Genomic DNA, 18,279 nt, shown 5'->3' on the forward strand with positions numbered 1-18,279 from the left:
CTTCTGTTTAGGAGTGGATTTCGTTGAAAATTGGAACACAAAATCAAGCATTTTTTCCAGAAAATATTAAAGAAAAATTTAAATACTTAAAAGAAATTGGTTTTGAAGGCTTTGAAATCGATGGTAAGTTTTTAGTTGATCATTTAGAAGAAATTAAAGAAGCAATTGCTGAGACTGGCTTACCGGTAACGACAGCTTGTGGTGGTTATTATGGCTGGATCGGTGATTTTATTGAAGAGCGTCGTTTAAAAGGTTTAGCAGATATTGAAGAAATTCTAAAAGCGTTAAAAGAAGTTGGAGGAAAAGGTATCGTTGTACCTGCAGCATGGGGAATGTTCACATTCAGACTACCACCTATGTCTTCTCCAAGAAGTCTAGAAGGAGATCGTAAAGCAGTTACTGAATCACTAGTTTTTCTAGATAAAGTTGCAGGTGAAACAGGAACGACTATTTACTTAGAACCTTTAAACCGCTATCAAGATCATATGATTAATACTTTAGCTGATGCACGTAAATATATTGAAGATAATCAGTTTAAAAATGTGAAAATAATTGCTGACTTTTATCACATGAATATTGAGGAAGATAGTATATCAGAAGCACTTCACAATAATCGTGATTTAGTTGAACATATTCACATTGCAGATAATCATCGCTTCCAACCGGGGAGTGGATCATTAGATTTTAAAAAGCACTTCGAGCAATTAAGGATTGATGGCTATGATGGTTATTTAACATTTGAATGTCGTGTTCGTGGAACTAACTTAGAGGATGAGTACATTAAAGCATTTCATCATATAAAAGAAGCTTTAAGTTGAAAGGAGTAGCGTTGTGATTAAGAAGAGAGTAGCTATTATTGGCGGGGGACAAATAGCTGAAAAAGTTCACGTTGCTTACTATAAAACTAGAGAAGAAATAGAAGTTGTTGCAGTAGTTGGTGTAAATGAGGAATCACTAAGGAGCTTTGCAGAGCGTAATAATATTCCTAACTATTACACTAATGCTACTGAAATGTATGCAAAAGAAAGTCCTGACATTGTTAGTGTTTGTACTCCAAATAAATATCATTTTGAGAGTGTTATGCAAGCATTAGAAAATAATTGTGATGTTTTTTGTGAAAAACCACCTGCTATCTTAGCTGAAGATGCTAGAAAGATGTATGAAACAGCGTTAGCGAAGGGACGTATACTTGCCTATGATTTTCATCACCGTTTTGCTGATGATGTTTCGATCGTAAAAGAAAAAATAGAGCAAGGTTTATTGGGCGAGATTTATTTTGTTAAAGTGAAGGCTTTAAGACGAAATGGCATTCCAGGTTGGGGTAACTTCACTAATAAAGAAATCCAAGGCGGAGGACCACTAATCGATTTAGGAATCCATATGCTTGATGCTGCACTTTACGTTTTGGACTATCCAAAGGTTAAAAAAGTAACAGCAAAAATGTTTAAGAAAATTGGTCATAAGAAAGATGAAGGTGCATTTGGTAAATGGGATCCTTCAAAATTTGAAGTAGAAGATTCTTTATTTTCTTATATTGAATTAGAGAATGGATGCTTAATTCAATTAGAAACATCCTTTGCATTGAATATAAAAGAAAAATCAGAAATGAATGTAGAACTTTGTGGGGATCAAGCTGGTGCTTTGATGTATCCAGCGGAAATCTATACAGATGAAAAAGGAGAGCTTGTAACTCTTTTAAAGAGAGAAGAGGCTGATCCTGACCGTCATTCGAAAAGCATGGCTGCTTTTGTTGATCGTTGTTTAGGGAAGAATGCCATGTTAGCAGATGGAAAACAAGGTTATGCTATCCAACAACTTGTTGAAGCGATCTATCAATCAGCTGAAAAAGGTGAGAGTATATCTTTATGAAAGAAGTAAATGTAATTAACGAAAATAAATTTGATTTACAATCAATCAATAAATACGCAACGATTATGGCTTTAGGAAATGGCTATTTAGGTTTACGAGCAAGTCATGAAGAATACTATTCAGAACAAACTCGGGGAATGTACGTAGCAGGAGTTTATAATAAATTCACAGCAAATGATGTTACAGAAATCGTAAATTTGCCAGATCTAATTGGTATGAAGATTGAAATAAATGGTGAGATTTTTTCTGTCCTTACAGGTGAAATCCTTTCTTATGAGCGTATTTTAAATATGCAAAAAGGAGAACTAACAAGAGAAGTCGTATGGAAAAACAAAGATGGTAATCGTTTTTGTTTAAAATTTCAACGATTTGTTTCCAAAGATAATATACATTTACTTGCATCAAAAATTACTGTGATTAGTTTGGATTGTGATGCATCAATTAAAATAACGACTGGTATTGATGCACAGACATCTAATTTTGGAAAGCAACACCTTTTAGAAGAAAACATTCGTGTGATCGATAAAAAAATCATGCATGCAGTATATAGTACGACTGAAAGTAATCATACAATCGCTTTAGCAACATCATGTAATGTTCCTAGTACTAGTAATGTTTCTTTTATGGCAAAGAACCGTCAACTTATGGCAATCATTCAACAAGATTTAACCGTTAATCAGTCGTTCGAATTAGAAAAAATAAGTGCAATCTATACTTCAATTGATAAAGGAAAAGAAGAGCCTACACAAGCTAGTATTCAGGCTGTTCAAGAAAATAGATCAGCTGGATACGATCGTCTCCTAGAAAGTTCAGCTATTAAGTGGAATCATTTTTGGGAACAAAAGCGCGTTAGCATTTCTTCAAAGGAAGAGATTGATCAAATCGCTATAGACTTTTCACTTTACCATATTGAAATAATGACACCATCACATGATGACCGTTTTAGTGTAGGAGCAAAGGGTTTAACTGGTGAAGGCTATAAAGGACATGTATTTTGGGATACCGAAATTTTTATTGCACCTTTTCATTTATTTACCGAACCAGAAGTAGCAAGAAAATTATTAACTTATCGATATCTTCATATAAAAGAAGCAAAAGATAAGGCTTCTAAAAATGGTTATGCTGGAGCTCTTTTCCCTTGGGAAAGTGCATACTCTGGGATGGAGGAAACTCCTGAATATGCAGCTATTAATATATTAACTGGTACTCGTCAAAAGGTTGCTTCAGCTATAGCTGAGCATCATATTGTTGCTGATATTGCTTTTGCAGTATGTCAATACTATGAAAATACATTTGATGATGTATTTATGGCAAATGAAGGTTTAGAATTGTTAAAGGAAACGGCTCGTTTTTGGATTAGTCGTACGACTGATGAAAATGAAGTACTTTCAATTAATGATGTAATTGGACCTGATGAATATACGGAACATATTAACAACAATGCTTATACGAACTATATGGCTTATTATAATGTTCAACAAGCATTATGCTATATGGAAAAATATCATAAAATCGAAGAAGACCTAGTAAAGAGCGGAAATGACTTTTTAAATCGACTTTACTTACCACAGCCAAACGAAGACAAAATTATTCCTCAGGATGATACTTTTTTAACAAAACCTGAGATTGATTTATCAATTTACAAACAGACACAAGGTAGCCAGGCAATTCTCTTTGATTATTCACGACAAGAAGTAAATGAAATGCAGATTTTAAAACAGGCTGATGTAGTTATGCTACTATATCTATTCCCAAATTTATTTGAAGAAGATGTAGTCAAAAAGAATTTGCATTATTATGAGGAGCATACAATTCATGATTCATCACTTAGTAAAGCAATTCATGCAATTGTTGCTGCAAGATGTGGCGAAAAAGAAAATGCTTATCGACTTTTCAGGGAAGCTTGCTTAATCGATTTAGGACCTAATCCGAAGTCATCAGATGAAGGAATTCATGCAGCATCACTAGGTGCTAATTGGTTAGCAACAATCTTTGGTTTTGCAAACATAACGGTTGAAGGAAATAAGTTAAAGATCAATCCAAACTTACCTAAAAATTGGGACAAACTTTCTTTCCCGTTCCATTGGCAAGGTACAAATCTTGAGATTTCAATTACGCAAGAATCTGTAACGGTGACTAAACATACTGATACAGAGGTTGCAATTGAAATAAATGGTGAATTATTTAACTTAACAGATCAAATTATCGCTTCACTTTAAGGAGGAAAAATGAAAGTAGTAATATTACCTGATTCCTTTAAAGAAAGCTTGGATGCAACGAATGTAGCTAATGCCATTCATAAAGGCTTTCATTCAGTATTCCCAAATGCAGAGTATCATCTATTACCATTGGCTGACGGAGGGGAGGGCACTGTTCAAGCTTTAATCGCATCAAATGGTGGAGAAGTAGAAACCATTAATGTAACAGGCCCTCTTAATGAACCTGTTCAAGCTAAAATTGCATTTTCAAAGGATAATAAAACGGCATTTATCGAAATGGCTGAAGCTTGTGGTTTGCATCTTGTACCGCTTGAAAAACGTGATCCATTACAAACTACTTCCTTTGGTGTTGGCGAATTAATTCTTTATGCTATTGAGCGTGGAGCTTCTGAGCTTATTGTTGGTGTTGGCGGTAGCTCAACAAATGATGGTGGGATTGGGATGGCTCAAGCGCTAGGTTACCAATTCTTCGATCAAAACGGTGGGGAAATTGAATGCAATGGTATGGCATTGCTAAAAGTAGCTTCAATGTCTGATGCAAACAAGTCACCACTATTAGATAAAGTGAAAATCACGATTGCGGCAGATGTTGTTAACCCATTGATTGGTAGAAATGGAGCAACTTATATATTTGGACCACAGAAAGGACTTTCTGCGGATCAATTAGCTACAATGGATGAAGCAATGGGAAATTTCTATCAGATTGCTGAGCATTATCTAAATAAATCCGTCTCAGAGATCCCGGGAAGTGGTGCAGGTGGGGGCATGGGTGCAGGTCTAATGCTATTTGCAAATGCTTCAATTAAAAAAGGGATTGAACTGGTTCTTGAACAATTAAATGTTAAAGAGGTATGTAAGGATGCTGACATCGTAATTGTAGGAGAAGGCAGAATGGATGGACAAACAATTTATGGTAAAGCACCTGTTGGGGCGGCTGCTTGTGCCCCAGCTAATGCAAAAGTAATTGCAATTTGTGGTAGTATTGGTGATGGGATAGAGGAATTGTATAAACACGGAATCGATGCTATTTTCCCTACGATTCCTGCAATCTTACCGATTGAAGATATTATGAAGAACGCATTTGAAAATATTGAGAAAACTGCAAGAAATATTGCTATATTATTAAAATAATTGAAAATAAAAAAGCAGAAAAACATGTATGAGTTTTTCTGCTTTTTTATTGGATTTGCCCTTCTTTTAAAAATGACGAGGGGCTGTTCTAATAGATAATGAACAAAATAAAATTCAAATTCTAGTTAAGATTTCCCCACTAATTGCTCCAACAAGTACAATAACCCATGGTGGTAATTTCATCATTACTAACATACTAAATAAGACAACTACGATTAGAAAGTCAACAATCGAAAATACAGAGCTTATCCATATTGGATTAATAAAAGCTGAAATTAAGATCCCAACTACTGCTGCGTTTACGCCTAATAAAGCTCTCCTTAATTTCGAACTACGACGCATACTAGACCAAATTGGGAGAGTACCTAAAATAAGTAAGAAAGCTGGTAAAAAGATGGCAATTGTTGCAATTAAACCTCCTCGCCAGCCCATCATTACAGTTCCTAAATAGGATGCAAACGTAAATAATGGTCCAGGTACAGCCTGCGTGACCCCATATCCAGCCAAAAATGTTTCTTTGTTTAGCCATCCAGTAGGAACAAACTCACGTTCAAGTAGAGGGAGAACAACATGACCACCACCAAATACCATAGATCCTGCTCTGTAAAAACTGTCAAATATAGAAATCCATTTTGACGATGTAAATGAACTAATTAAGGGTAATAAAACTAATAATATAAAAAATATAGACAAACAAATGATTGAAATTTTTTTTGATATATTCGTAACTAATCCAGTTTTATCACTATTTTCATTATCCTGATATAGAAAATATCCACAAATTGAAGAAATTAAAATGACAGCAATTTGAGTGAATGTCGTTTGCCATATTAGTGTAGCAATCATTGCAAACAAAGCAAGAGATTTCCTTTTTAAATCAGGCGTCAAGTTCTTCACCATACCTAAAATAGCCTGTGCAACAATTGGCACCGCAACCAGTTTTAGTCCATGGATCCAACCAGAATTTTTTATATCCAAATCTTGTAGTAATAATGCAAATAATATAAGTGCAATGACTGATGGTAATGTAAATCCAATAAATGAGACAATTCCACCTAAGACCCCTGCACGTATTAAGCCAATACCAATACCAACTTGGCTGCTTGCTGGTCCAGGTAAAAATTGTGACAAAGCGACTAAATCAGCATAGTTTTGATCGTCAATCCACTTTTTCCTTCTTACATATTCTTCACGAAAATAACCTAAATGAGCGATCGGTCCACCAAAAGAAGTTAAGCCCAGTTTAGTAGAAACAATAAGTATTTCTAGCAAAAGAGATAACTTACTAATTTTATGTTTAGAATTCATATTCCCTCCAATCTGATACATAGAAATAGTATAGTTTGAATCAAAATCTAAACCAATCTCTTTTTATGTGAATTTACAAAAGATTAACAATCAAAGCTATTCTATTATCTGATAAACTATATATAAACTGTAAAAGTCTAGGAGGAATATAGATGGAAAGAATTGATATACAGTCATATATAGAAAAGTATCCAATCCTAAAAAAACTGATGAACTTAGAGGAGTACCTCTGGTTGAACCCAAATTTTGAGACGTTTCAAAAAGCAATGAAAATATCACCACTTACTCAAGATGATGTAAACGACGCAGATGATCGATTAAAAAGGTTTGCCCCATACATATCAAAGGTTTTTCCTGAAACAAAAGATACAAATGGGATTATTGAATCTCCTTTAGTACAAATTCCTTCTATGAAACAATCTTTAGAGAAAAATTTCCAACAAACTATATTAGGAGAATTATTTTTAAAATGTGATAGTCATTTACCAATATCAGGGTCAATTAAAGCAAGAGGTGGCATTTATGAAATATTAAAGCACGCCGAAAGCTTAGCTATAAAGCATCAGCTATTAACGATTGAAGATGACTACTCAAAAATAGATAGTGATATTTTTAGAGATTTTTTCTCAAACTACTCAATTGCTGTCGGGTCCACTGGTAATTTAGGTATGAGCATTGGAATTATTAGTGCAAAGTTAGGTTTTAAAGTAACCGTACATATGTCTGCGGATGCAAAGCAATGGAAAAAGGACTTACTTAGAAGTAAAAACGTAAATGTTATTGAGTACGAAGCGGATTACAGTAAGGCAGTAGAAGAAGGACGAATTCAAGCAGAAGCAGATCCTAATTGTTATTTTGTAGACGATGAAAATTCAAATGATTTATTTTTAGGATATGCAGTAGCTGCTTCACGTTTAAAAAAGCAATTTGAAGAATTGAACATTACAATTGATGAAAATCATCCATTATTTGTTTATTTACCTTGCGGAGTTGGAGGAGGACCTGGTGGTGTCGCATTTGGTCTGAAACTATTATTTAAAGATAATGTTCATTTCTTTTTTGCCGAGCCAACTCATTCTCCTTGTATGCTGATTGGATTAATGACAGGACTTCACGATCAAGTTTCTGTACAAGATTTTGGCATTGATAATAAAACGGATGCAGATGGTCTAGCTGTAGGACGACCATCTGGCTTTGTAGGAAAAATCATCGAGCCTTTTTTAAGCGGTAGCTACACAATAAGTGATGAAAAACTATACACCATGTTAAAAGAGTTAGTTGATACTGAGGATCTTTATTTAGAACCGTCAGCACTAGCTGGTTTGATTGGTCCAATTAAATTATTTAAAGAAGGAAAAAATTATTTGCAAAAAAATAATTTAGTGAAAAAAATGGAAAATAGTACCCATGTCATTTGGGCTACAGGTGGTAGTATGGTCCCAGAAAAAATGATGAAAGAGTACTATCAAAAAGGGTCTCTTTTTAAATAAAATAGATAGTGTAAAATTTTACTAATATTTTAAAAGTGAAAAAATTCTTTTAATACAGAATAATATGACATATATTTGTATATATAAATAAGTTTTCTATTTAGATTTTGACGCAAGATATTTTCTTTTTAATTGGTTCTGTTTAAAAATTGATAAATTACTTTAAAAAAGCCATTCCGTCATGAGCGGACTGGCTTCAGTGCAATTTATATAATACCCTATTGGGTATTGGAATACTCGGTTTTATCTTAATTAACTAAACAGAGCTTCCGATTAAAAAGCACAAAACATATTCTCATTAGGAGCGATAAAATTGAATTTAGAAAAGTATTTTTCACAATTTAGAAAAGAGATTATTGGAAATGAAAAAACATTCTTATCGCCATTTGGTGAAAAGAAAATTATTTATTTAGATTGGGCTGCGAGCGGTAGGTTATATGGACCTGTTGAAGAAAAATTACTTTCTACTTTTGGGCCTTATGTTGCAAATACGCATACGGAATCAAATATAACTGGCAGCACGATGACGAATTGTTATCATGAAGCATTACAGATCATAAAGGAACATGTTAATGCAAGCGCTTCCGACACAATCATAACAGATGGATCAGGAATGACAGGCGTTATGAATAAGTTTCAACGTATTTTAGGGCTTAAAATACATGAAAATTTCCATTTCCGTTTAAGTATACCTGAGGAAGAAAGACCAGTTGTTTTTATAACAAGTATGGAACATCATAGCAATCATACTTCATGGTTGGAAACGATTTGTGATGTAGAAGTTGTACCGAATTGTGCGAACAACGTAATTGATTTGGAATTTTTAAGAAAACGCCTAGAGTTTTATAAGAATAAACGAAAAGTAATTGGATCATTCAGTGCTTGCTCCAATGTATCTGGATTAATTACACCTTATCATAAGCTAGCTAGACTAATGCACGAATATAATGGCGTTTGTTTTGTGGATTTCTCAGCTTCTGCACCTTATGTTGACATTGATATGCATCCTAGTGATCCAATGGAAAAACTTGATGCGATTCTGTTTTCTCCACACAAGTTTTTAGGAGGGCCTGGTAGTAGCGGAGTTTTAATATTTGACTCTTCGATGTATCAAAATAAAATTCCAGATCACCCAGGCGGAGGAACTGTAGAATGGACAAATCCATGGGGTGAGAAAAAATATATTAACAATATTCGTGAAAGAGAAGATGGCGGTACGCCAGGATTTCTGCAAACAATTAGAACAGCTCTTGCTATTAAGGTAAAAGATGCAATGGGTACAAAGAACATCTTAAACCGTGAAGAAGAATTAGAACACATCGTAGTAGATGAACTTAAGTCAATTGAAAATGTAGTGGTACTTGAAAATTCAAGCAATCCACGATTAGGTTTTTATTCTTTTTATTTAAAGGATATTCACCATAATTTAGTTGTTAGATTATTAAATGATCGTTTCGGAATTCAAGTACGAGGCGGCTGTTCATGCGCAGGTACTTATGGACATATGCTTCTGAATATTACAAAAGAAATGTCTAAATCAATTACAGATGAAATTGATAATGGAAATATTAGTGTAAAGCCTGGTTGGATTCGCATGAGTGTTCATCCAACGACTACAAATGAAGAGGTATTATTATTTACGAATGCTTTAAAAGATATTCTTCAAAACATTGGTGAATGGTCTAATGATTATATTTATTTAAAAGAGAAAAATGACTTTATCCATAAAGACGAAGCAGTTATGGAAGTGGGTACTTATTTTGAGATGGAAATGACAGTGAAATCATAAAATCTCAAAGTAACTCGAACAAAAATGATCACATTATTGTGATCATTTTTGTTCATATTTACTCTTAACTAACTAAAAGAAGGCTAACTTATATAAAATTAAATGATTGACAACATACCCTGTGGGGTATATATTCTAAGTAAGAATATTGCACATATATTCTAAAAAAAGGTTAAGCTTAGTTTTATAAGTTAGGGGTGATTTAATGAAATATGATGATCCAGTAAAAAATAGAATAAAACGAATTGAGGGACAGATTCGTGGAATTTTAAAGATGCTAGAAGAAGACAAGGACTGTAAAGATGTCATTACACAGTTATCAGCAGTTAAATCAGCTTTGGATCGTACGGTTGGCGTTATAGTAAGCTCGAATTTAGTTGATTGTGTCCGAAATGCGAATGAAAACGGGCAAGATGCTGAAGATTTAGTGAAAGAAGCAGTAAACTTACTTGTAAAAAGTAGATAATATATGGTTTGACACAATTTTTTATTTTTAATATCATATACCCATAGGGGTAATAGTATATATAAGATATATTTTTTTGTTTTGTTATATACCCTAGTGGGTATAAAGAATGAAAAGGAGAAAGAATATGACAACTAAGAAAACAAATATCATTTTATTTAGTGGAGATTATGACAAAGCCATGGCTGCCTACATTATTGCGAACGGTGCTGCAGCTTTTGATCATGAGGTAACTATTTTTCATACATTTTGGGGTTTAAATGCTTTACGAAAAGGTGAACATATAGCAACAAAAAAAGGTTTTATTGAAAAGATGTTTGGAAAGATGATGCCTAGAGGCGCTGATAAAATGGGACTTTCTAAAATGAATTTTGCTGGTTTTGGACCAAAGATGATTAAGGATATCATTAAAAAGCATAATGCATTGCCTTTACCACAATTAATTGAAATGGCCCAAGAACAAGAAATAAATTTAGTAGCATGTACAATGACAATGGATCTGTTAGGTCTACAAACCGAAGAGCTATTAGAGAATATTCAGTATGCTGGTGTTGCCGCATACATTGGTGAAGCAGAAGAAGGTCAAGTTAACTTATTTATATAATTTAGAAAGGATTGGATAACATGAAAGAAATTACTGCAATTGAGCTTGAAAATAAATTAAAAACTGGAAAAGAAGTTACCCTTATCGATGTTCGTGAGGTAGATGAAGTTGCAGCAGGGAAAATCCCTGAAGCTATTCATATTCCACTCGGATTAATCGAATTTCGATTACACGAATTAGATAAATCAAAAGAATATATTATGGTTTGTCGTTCAGGTGCTAGAAGTGGCCGTGCAACAGAATTCCTTCAATCTCAAGGGTTTAACGTTAAAAACATGGTAGGCGGAATGCTTTCTTGGTTCGGTACCGTAGAATAATTTTTTTTGATTAAATAAATACCCCAAGTGGTATTCTAAGTGCGGAGGTCATAATATGGAATTCATTAAAACAAATATGAAATTAGATGCAAAAGGATTAGCTTGTCCAATGCCGATTGTAAAAACTAGAAAAGCAATGAAGGATTTAGATAATGGGCAAGTAATCGAGGTTCAAGCGACTGATAAAGGTTCAAAAGCAGATATTAAAGCTTGGGCGGAAAGCACTGGAAATCAATACTTAGGAACAATCGAAAATGGAGAAGTATTACTACACTATTTAAGAAAATCTTCAGATGAAAATACAATTGAAAAAAGATTTGAAAATGTCATTTCGAACGATCAATTAAGTCAAAAACTACAAAATGAAAATATAATCGTTTTAGATGTAAGAGAAGAAGCAGAATATGTATTTAATCATATACCAAATGCGGTATCAATCCCTTTAGGTGAATTGGAGAACCGTATGACAGAATTAAATAAAGAAAATGAAATATATATCGTTTGCAGAACTGGAAACCGCAGTGACCTTGCTGCTCAATTACTAGTTTCTAGTGGCTTTACTAATGTGTTTAATGTCATACCTGGAATGACTGAATGGTCTGGGCAAACAGCAATCATAAAAGGTTAATCTAATTTTTTTTGAAAAAATTTATACTATAGGGGGTATTAAGGATGGCAGTCACAGCAATGTCTGCAAAAGAGATTACAAAAAAAATATTCGATAAAGAAGAACTATTTATTTTAGATGTCCGAAATACTGAAGATTATAACGATTGGAAAATAGAAGGTTCAAATTTTGAACATTTAAATATACCTTATTTTGATTTACTTGATGGGGTTGAAGATATTTTAGATAAGATTCCTACAAGTACAGATGTTTTAGTTGTGTGTGCTAAAGAAGGATCTTCCATCATGATTGCAGAGATGCTTTCAGATGAGGGACTAGACATAGCTTACCTTAAAGGCGGAATGAAAGAGTGGAGTGAACATCTAGAACCAGTAAAAATTGCAGATCTGAAAAATGGTGGAGAACTGTATCAATTTGTCAGAATCGGTAAGGGATGTTTATCCTACATGGTTATTTCAAATGATGAGGCTGCTATTATTGATTCTACTCGAATGACGGATATCTATATTGATTTTGCAAATACAAAGAGCGCAAAAATTACAAATGTATTTGATACGCACCTTCATGCAGACCATATTTCTGGTGGAAGAAAAATTGCTGAGATTACGGGAGCAACATACTGGTTACCTCCAAAGGATGCTAAAGAGGTTACTTTTAAATACAGTCCATTAGAAGATGGTAATAAGGTAATGATTGGTCAAACAGCAATCAGTATTGAGGCTTTTTATTCACCAGGTCATACAATCGGATCAACTTCATTTGTTATTGATGAAAAGTTCTTACTTTCTGGTGATATTTTATTTATCGATTCAATTGGAAGACCCGATCTTGCTGGTATGGCAGAGGATTGGGTAGGGGACTTACGCGAAACACTTTATAAAAAATACCGAAATTTATCGCTTGAATTAATCGTGCTACCATCACATTTTATGGTGATTAGTGAATTGAACGAGGATGGTAGTGTTTATAAAAAATTAGGATATTTATTTGATCAGAATCATGGATTGAACATTGAGAGTGAAAGTGAGTTTAGAAAGTTAGTAACTGAGAACTTACCGCCACAACCAAACTCATATCAAGAAATCCGTGAAGTTAATATGGGCAAAATTAGTTTAAATGAAGAAAAACTAAGAGAAATGGAAATTGGTCCAAATCGCTGTGCAGTACGATAATGAGACTTGGAGGAGAATAGAATGGAAGCTACAAAATTATTAGATGCAAAAGGCTTAGCATGTCCAATTCCAATTGTAAAAACAAGAAAAGCAATTGCAGAGATTGAAGCAGGCGAAGTATTAGAAATTCACGTCACTGATAAAGGTGCTAAAAACGACCTTGCAGCTTGGGCTAAATCAGGTGGACACGAATTATTAAATTATACCGAAGAAGACAATGTTTTAAAATTTTGGATTAAAAAAGGTTAAGCCAAGTTTTTAAACTTTGTCTACACACTTAAAGGAGAGTCACCTCTCCTTTTCTATTATAGGAGGACTTTAAATGGAGTGGACCTTAATTTTAGTACTTTTCTTAGTTGGTTTTTTTGGGTCCTTTATTTCAGGAATGGTAGGAATTGGTGGAGCGATTATAAATTATCCAATGCTCCTATTTATTCCTCCATTATTAGGATTTGCTGCTTTCACACCACATCAAGTTTCAGGTATAAGTGCCGTCCAAGTAGTATTTGCAACTTTAGGTGGAGTATTAAGCTATCGTAAAAGCGGTTATCTAAACAAAAAAGTAATAGTAAGTATGGGAATAAGTGTACTAATAGGAAGTTTTCTTGGTGGATTCGGTTCAAATCTACTTTCAGAACATGGAATTAATCTTGTATACGGAATTTTAGCAATGATTGCGGTCGTTTTAATGTTTATTCCTAGAAAAAACGTCGAGATGTCAGCGGATGGTCAAATATCAATTAATGTATGGCTTGCGGCTGGCCTAGCATTTGTTGTGGGCACTAGTGCAGGGATTGTTGGTGCAGGAGGAGCATTTCTGTTAGTACCAATCATGTTAACGATCTTAAAAATACCAACTCGTGTGACTATTGCATCGTCATTAGCCATTACATTTATCTCATCAATAGGCGTAACGATCGGGAAAATTTCTACTGGTCAGGTTGAAATTTTGCCGACAATTATTGTTGTAATTGCAAGTTTAATCGCTTCACCATTAGGTGCAAAAATAGGCAAACAAACAAAAACACAGGTTTTACGAGGGATTCTGGCAGTTCTAATTGGTTTTACTGCTTTGAAAATTTGGATTACGATTATAAAATCATGGATTAGTTGAATAAGGATTAACTATAAAAAACAGAAAAACTATTTTGGGAGTTTTTCTGTTTTTCTATTGGTCTTTAATATGGGTGCTAGATGTGAGCTCCTTTTTGTTGCTTCTAATAGCAATATTCTTAAATAAAATTTGCTAATTTTGTACTATATTAATTAAAATGGAACTAGTCGTTTTTTTAGCCTTACCTAAAAATTAAATTGAAATGGAGAATGAATTATATGTCAAATCAAAATGAAACGAACGCTTTACCGCCAAAAACATGTACAATTGAACGCCTTGTTACGCTTCAAGCGGATGTCGAAAAGGTATTGGTAGGACAAAAAACTGCTACTCGCCGAAACGGAAGATATGCGGATGTTGGGGAAGTGATGACCCTTCAAAATCATCAGTATGTTGTTGAAAAAGTTTATTCTCAAGCTCTTGGTGAATTGACAGATGAAGATGCTAACCAGGAAGGCTATTCAACTGTAGAAGAATATAAGCAATCGATTTTGTCAATCCATCCAGGAATGCCTTGGCTGCCAAAAATGAGGGTATGGGTTCATGAGTTTCGTCTCATCCAAGATTAATTTTTATGCTGTATAGAATGCTTCTTTACATACATATTGCTAGTGTAATTTTATCGATTGGCCCATTTTTTGTATTGATTCCGATACTCAAAAAGCTGCATACCTCAAAGTCTGCGATCCAACAGAGCTATTTGGATGTATTCCGGTTTGCTGTCAGATTGGCAAAGCATGCTGGGCATGTATTGGTTGGATCAGGAGTCTTGTTGGTACTAGTGGGTCATTGGTCGTGGAAGACATCTTGGATTGTGATGACGATTCTTCTTTTGGTGAGTTCATTATTTTTCCTAGCTAGAGCCTTTTCACCGACCATACGGAAATTTAGTGAACCAACACATGACCAGAGAATGCTGATTCAGAAGCTTCGTCGATCTATCTGGATTTACATCGTTCTTTTGATGGTTATGCTATGGTTTATGGTAGTAAAGCCTGCATTATGGTAGGCATAATTCAAAAAAGCAGACAGGTTCTTTTTATCGAAGAAGCTTGTCTGCTTTTTTGTCTTTCTCTTAAATGAAATACTAATAAAAACTGAAAAAAATAAGTATACTGACCTATTTCGGACGGTATATGAAATAGGCTTTTTTGATTTGAATAGATAGGTCCTAAGGAGTGTATAAAGTAGTGTTCGTAAAAAAATGTTATTTACAAACACAATTTTTACAAAAAAATTTAAAAATAATTCTTGACGGATTCTAAAAAGAGGGATAACATGAACTCAATAATTTAAAAACTTAATAAATTCTATTACTTATCCAGAGAGGTGGAGGGACTGGCCCTGCGATACCTCGGCAACGGGTTTGTTGTTTCGTAACAAATACCGTGCTAATTCCTGCAAATCGTTCATGCGATTTGAAAGATAAGAAGTAAAGTGGCTTATATATTTTAACCCCTCTTCTTATCTGTCTTATTGGATATGAAGGGGGGTTTTTTGATGTGGTGCCATAGGAGAAAAAGGGGGAAATATAGTTATAAATCCTAGTTTTCGAATCTGTTTACTTAGTTATGGTGATTGAAATAACTTGCAATGGGGGAAGTAATTTGATTGAGATAAAAAATGTCTCCAAGGTTTATCCTGGAAGACCACCAATTAAAGCTTTAAATAATATTAATATGAAAATAGAGAAAGGCCAGATCTTTGGAATCATTGGTTTTTCCGGAGCAGGAAAAAGTACATTGATTCGTTGTTTAAATAGACTTGAAGAGCCAACAGAAGGATCAGTTCTCATTGATGGATTGGACCTAATGACATTAAAAGATGAAGAGCTACGTAAGACACGTAGAAAAATTGGTGTCGTATTCCAACACTTTAATCTACTTTCTGCTAAAACGGTATTTGATAATATAGCAATGCCGCTATACCTTGAAGGAAAAAAGAAACGGGATGTTCAGGAAAAGGTAATGGAGTTAATTGAATTTGTTGGACTTACAGGGAAGCAAGATGTATTTCCGGGGCACTTATCGGGAGGACAAAAGCAAAGAGTGGGAATAGCAAGGGCACTCGTAACAAATCCAGATCTTTTGCTATGTGATGAAGCTACATCTGCATTAGACCCTGAAACAACAAAGAATGTATTAGAGCTTTTAAGGAAGGTAAATAAATCCTATAATCTTACAATTTTCCTTATTACCCATGAAATGAGTGTAATTCGTGATCTATGTGATAAAGTGGCGGTCATTGATGATGGTGAAATTGTCGAGGAAGGTAATGTTTATGACGTTTTTACGAATCCACAAAAAAGTATTACAAAGAATTTTGTTAACACTGTATTACAAAATGAGGTGCCGCCTAAGTTATCGAAATCATTATCAAAGGGAAAATATTATCAATTAGTCTTCCTAGGTGACAAGGCAGGCAACCCATTATTATCAGAGGTTCTTAAAAAATTCGATATACATTTAAATATTCTTTATGGATCGATTACAGAGTTACAAGAAAGACCTTATGGGAATTTGCTTGTGGCACTAGAAGGAACAAAAGAGGAAAGCGCAAAAGCTATTAAATTTATTTCGGAAAAGGGGATAGATGTGAGGGAGGTTGAGTTAAATGGAGCTTAATTGGGAATTCTTTTGGCCGCAGTTTTTGCAGGCAACTCAAGATACATTTCTAACTGTGCTAGGATCATTTATTTTTGGCACAATCATAGGATTGCCTTTAGGTATTATCCTAGTTGTAACAAGGCCAGGTCATATAATGGAAAACAAACCTTTATTTACGTTGTTAAATACCATTATTAATATTGTTCGATCTGTACCATTTATTATTTTGCTAGTTGCCATTATTCCATTTACTAGATTATTGACGGGAACGTCCATTGGAGTAGTTGCAGCAATTGTTCCACTTTCAATCTTTGTAGGGCCATATTTGGCAAGATTGATTGAGAACTCCATGTTAGAAGTAGATAAGGGAGTACTGGAAACAGCTTACTCAATGGGAGCAACAAAGTTTCAGATCATCGTGAAGTTTATTTTGCCTGAAGCGATTCCATCGTTGATTCTTTCATTTACAACAGCAACGATTGGATTGATTGGATCGACTGCGGCAGCAGGTGCTGTTGGTGCTGGTGGATTAGGTGACTTAGCTATTACATATGGTTATCAACGCTTTGAAACATTGGTTATTGTCATTACAGTTGTATTACTAGTAGTTATTGTTCAACTCATACAAAGTTTAGGAAATACGTGGTCAAGATACGTAAGGAGGAAAAGAGGATGAAAAAGTTTTTTACTATTTTTGCAGCATTATTATTAACAGTTTCAGTATTATCAGCATGTGGTTCTAACGCATCATCAGGTAATGGAAAAGAGAGAACAGTTAAGATTGGTATTAACGGTGATGATTATGAACTTTGGAATATTGTACAAAAACAAGTGAAAAATGATGGCATTAAATTGAAAATCATTTCATTTTCAGATTATGTTCAGCCTAACACAGCACTTAATGACGGTAGCCTTGATTTAAATTCTTTTCAAACGATTACTTATATGAACCAATTTAAAGGCGATCATAATTTAGATATCTCAGCTATTGGCTCGACAGTGATTGCGCCAATGGGGATTTACTCACATAAATTTAAAAAGCTAAGTGATATTCCAGATGGAGCAACGATTACGATACCAAATGATGTTACGAACGCAGGGCGTGCACTTAAACTATTACAATCTTCAAAGCTACTTAGTTTAGTAGATAATTTTGATCCTAAAGGTAGTATTGAACAAATTAAAGAAAATCCTAAACATCTAAAAATCAAACCGATTGCTGCAGGGCAAACAGCTAGATCATTAGATGATGTGGCAGCAGCGATCATCAATAATGGATTCGCCGTTCAAGCGGGCTTAGACCCTGCAAAGGATCCACTTTATAAAGAAGATCCTAATGATAAAGCAGCTATGCCGTATATCAATGTTATTGCATCCCGTACGAAGAATAAAAATGACAAGGACTTTGCAAAGATTGTAAAGGCCTATCAATCAAAAGAAGTTCATGATTACATTATTAAACGTGACAAAGGTGCTACAGTTCCAGTAGTCATTTCGATTGATAAAATTAAAAATCTATAAAGCTAGTTCATGCTTATTTAAAAGAAAGGAAGGGAGAAAAGTTTA

The 18,279-nt window shown here is 34.2% G+C and carries 19 protein-coding genes and 1 riboswitch; of the genes, 18 read left to right on the forward strand and 1 reads right to left on the reverse strand.

The genetic code is table 11. The features are described 5' to 3' along the window. Nucleotides 1-23: 23 nt before the first annotated feature. Genes ACFVRR_RS19920 through ACFVRR_RS19935 form a run of 4 tightly spaced genes read left to right on the forward strand, consistent with a single transcriptional unit; the run spans nt 24 to nt 5,219 of the window. The gene (locus ACFVRR_RS19920) at nt 24-818 is read left to right on the forward strand and encodes a sugar phosphate isomerase/epimerase family protein (protein WP_387332040.1); all 795 of its coding nucleotides are present in this window, start codon (nt 24-26) and stop codon (nt 816-818) included. 16 nt (nt 819-834) lie between these two features. Continuing rightward, nucleotides 835-1,869: a Gfo/Idh/MocA family protein gene (locus ACFVRR_RS19925; RefSeq protein WP_387332097.1), complete on the forward strand. Its 1,035-nt coding sequence runs from the start codon at nt 835-837 to the stop codon at nt 1,867-1,869. After that, on the forward strand, nt 1,866-4,088 hold the full coding sequence (locus tag ACFVRR_RS19930) for a glycoside hydrolase family 65 protein (RefSeq protein WP_387332042.1): 2,223 nt from the start codon (nt 1,866-1,868) through the stop codon (nt 4,086-4,088). The genes ACFVRR_RS19925 and ACFVRR_RS19930 overlap by 4 nt, the downstream gene beginning before the upstream one ends. A 9-nt stretch (nt 4,089-4,097) precedes the next feature. Next, nucleotides 4,098-5,219, forward strand: a complete 1,122-nt coding sequence (locus ACFVRR_RS19935; RefSeq protein WP_387332044.1) for a glycerate kinase — start codon at nt 4,098-4,100, stop codon at nt 5,217-5,219. Between the two features lie 114 nt (nt 5,220-5,333). On the opposite strand, the gene ACFVRR_RS19940 is transcribed toward ACFVRR_RS19935, so the two are convergent. Continuing rightward, the gene (locus ACFVRR_RS19940; protein ID WP_387332046.1) at nt 5,334-6,527 is read right to left on the reverse strand and encodes a chromate transporter; all 1,194 of its coding nucleotides are present in this window, start codon (nt 6,525-6,527) and stop codon (nt 5,334-5,336) included. 152 nt (nt 6,528-6,679) lie between these two features. On the opposite strand from ACFVRR_RS19940, the gene ACFVRR_RS19945 reads away from it, so the two are divergent. The 14 genes from ACFVRR_RS19945 to ACFVRR_RS20010 all read left to right on the forward strand — a co-directional run bounded on the left by ACFVRR_RS19945 (nt 6,680) and on the right by ACFVRR_RS20010 (nt 18,234). Next, a complete protein-coding gene (locus ACFVRR_RS19945) occupies nt 6,680-8,017 on the forward strand; it encodes a D-serine ammonia-lyase (protein ID WP_387332048.1) in 1,338 nt (445 codons plus the stop codon). A gap of 313 nt (nt 8,018-8,330) precedes the next feature. Next, complete coding sequence (locus tag ACFVRR_RS19950) at nt 8,331-9,806, forward strand: aminotransferase class V-fold PLP-dependent enzyme (RefSeq protein WP_387332050.1); 1,476 nt, start codon at nt 8,331-8,333, stop codon at nt 9,804-9,806. A gap of 205 nt (nt 9,807-10,011) precedes the next feature. Then, entirely contained in the window at nt 10,012-10,272 is a 261-nt protein-coding gene (locus tag ACFVRR_RS19955; protein WP_097976733.1) for a metal-sensitive transcriptional regulator, read from the forward strand. A 127-nt stretch (nt 10,273-10,399) separates the two neighbouring features. Continuing rightward, nucleotides 10,400-10,876 carry a DsrE/DsrF/DrsH-like family protein gene (locus tag ACFVRR_RS19960; RefSeq protein WP_387332053.1) on the forward strand — a complete coding sequence of 159 codons (477 nt, stop codon included), beginning with the start codon at nt 10,400-10,402 and terminating at the stop codon, nt 10,874-10,876. A 20-nt stretch (nt 10,877-10,896) separates the two neighbouring features. Continuing rightward, nucleotides 10,897-11,193, forward strand: a complete 297-nt coding sequence (locus ACFVRR_RS19965; protein WP_387332055.1) for a rhodanese-like domain-containing protein — start codon at nt 10,897-10,899, stop codon at nt 11,191-11,193. 55 nt (nt 11,194-11,248) lie between these two features. After that, entirely contained in the window at nt 11,249-11,821 is a 573-nt protein-coding gene (locus ACFVRR_RS19970; RefSeq protein WP_387332057.1) for a sulfurtransferase TusA family protein, read from the forward strand. 44 nt (nt 11,822-11,865) lie between these two features. Next, the gene (locus ACFVRR_RS19975) at nt 11,866-12,993 is read left to right on the forward strand and encodes an MBL fold metallo-hydrolase (protein ID WP_387332059.1); all 1,128 of its coding nucleotides are present in this window, start codon (nt 11,866-11,868) and stop codon (nt 12,991-12,993) included. Nucleotides 12,994-13,014: 21 nt separating this feature from the next. Continuing rightward, on the forward strand, nt 13,015-13,242 hold the full coding sequence (locus ACFVRR_RS19980; protein ID WP_088014286.1) for a sulfurtransferase TusA family protein: 228 nt from the start codon (nt 13,015-13,017) through the stop codon (nt 13,240-13,242). A 73-nt stretch (nt 13,243-13,315) separates the two neighbouring features. After that, nucleotides 13,316-14,107: a sulfite exporter TauE/SafE family protein gene (locus ACFVRR_RS19985; RefSeq protein WP_097976724.1), complete on the forward strand. Its 792-nt coding sequence runs from the start codon at nt 13,316-13,318 to the stop codon at nt 14,105-14,107. A gap of 218 nt (nt 14,108-14,325) precedes the next feature. Further along, entirely contained in the window at nt 14,326-14,676 is a 351-nt protein-coding gene (locus tag ACFVRR_RS19990; RefSeq protein WP_387332062.1) for an ASCH domain-containing protein, read from the forward strand. A 5-nt stretch (nt 14,677-14,681) separates the two neighbouring features. Further along, nucleotides 14,682-15,116 (forward strand): hypothetical protein, encoded by a 435-nt coding sequence (locus tag ACFVRR_RS19995; RefSeq protein ID WP_387332063.1) that lies wholly within the window; start codon nt 14,682-14,684, stop codon nt 15,114-15,116. A 305-nt stretch (nt 15,117-15,421) separates the two neighbouring features. Further along, a riboswitch (SAM riboswitch) is annotated at nt 15,422-15,539 on the forward strand. Nucleotides 15,540-15,714: 175 nt separating this feature from the next. Next, nucleotides 15,715-16,731, forward strand: a complete 1,017-nt coding sequence (locus ACFVRR_RS20000; RefSeq protein ID WP_387332065.1) for a methionine ABC transporter ATP-binding protein — start codon at nt 15,715-15,717, stop codon at nt 16,729-16,731. Beyond that, nucleotides 16,721-17,389, forward strand: coding sequence for a methionine ABC transporter permease (locus ACFVRR_RS20005; protein ID WP_056467650.1), 669 nt, complete (start codon nt 16,721-16,723; stop codon nt 17,387-17,389). The genes ACFVRR_RS20000 and ACFVRR_RS20005 overlap by 11 nt, the downstream gene beginning before the upstream one ends. Further along, nucleotides 17,386-18,234: a MetQ/NlpA family ABC transporter substrate-binding protein gene (locus ACFVRR_RS20010; protein WP_387332067.1), complete on the forward strand. Its 849-nt coding sequence runs from the start codon at nt 17,386-17,388 to the stop codon at nt 18,232-18,234. Before ACFVRR_RS20005 ends, ACFVRR_RS20010 begins: the two co-directional genes overlap by 4 nt. The last annotated feature ends 45 nt before the right edge of the window (nt 18,235-18,279 follow it).

This window comes from Gottfriedia sp. NPDC057948 (genome assembly GCF_042887255.1).
Taxonomy (GTDB): Bacteria; Bacillota; Bacilli; order Bacillales; family Bacillaceae_G; genus Gottfriedia.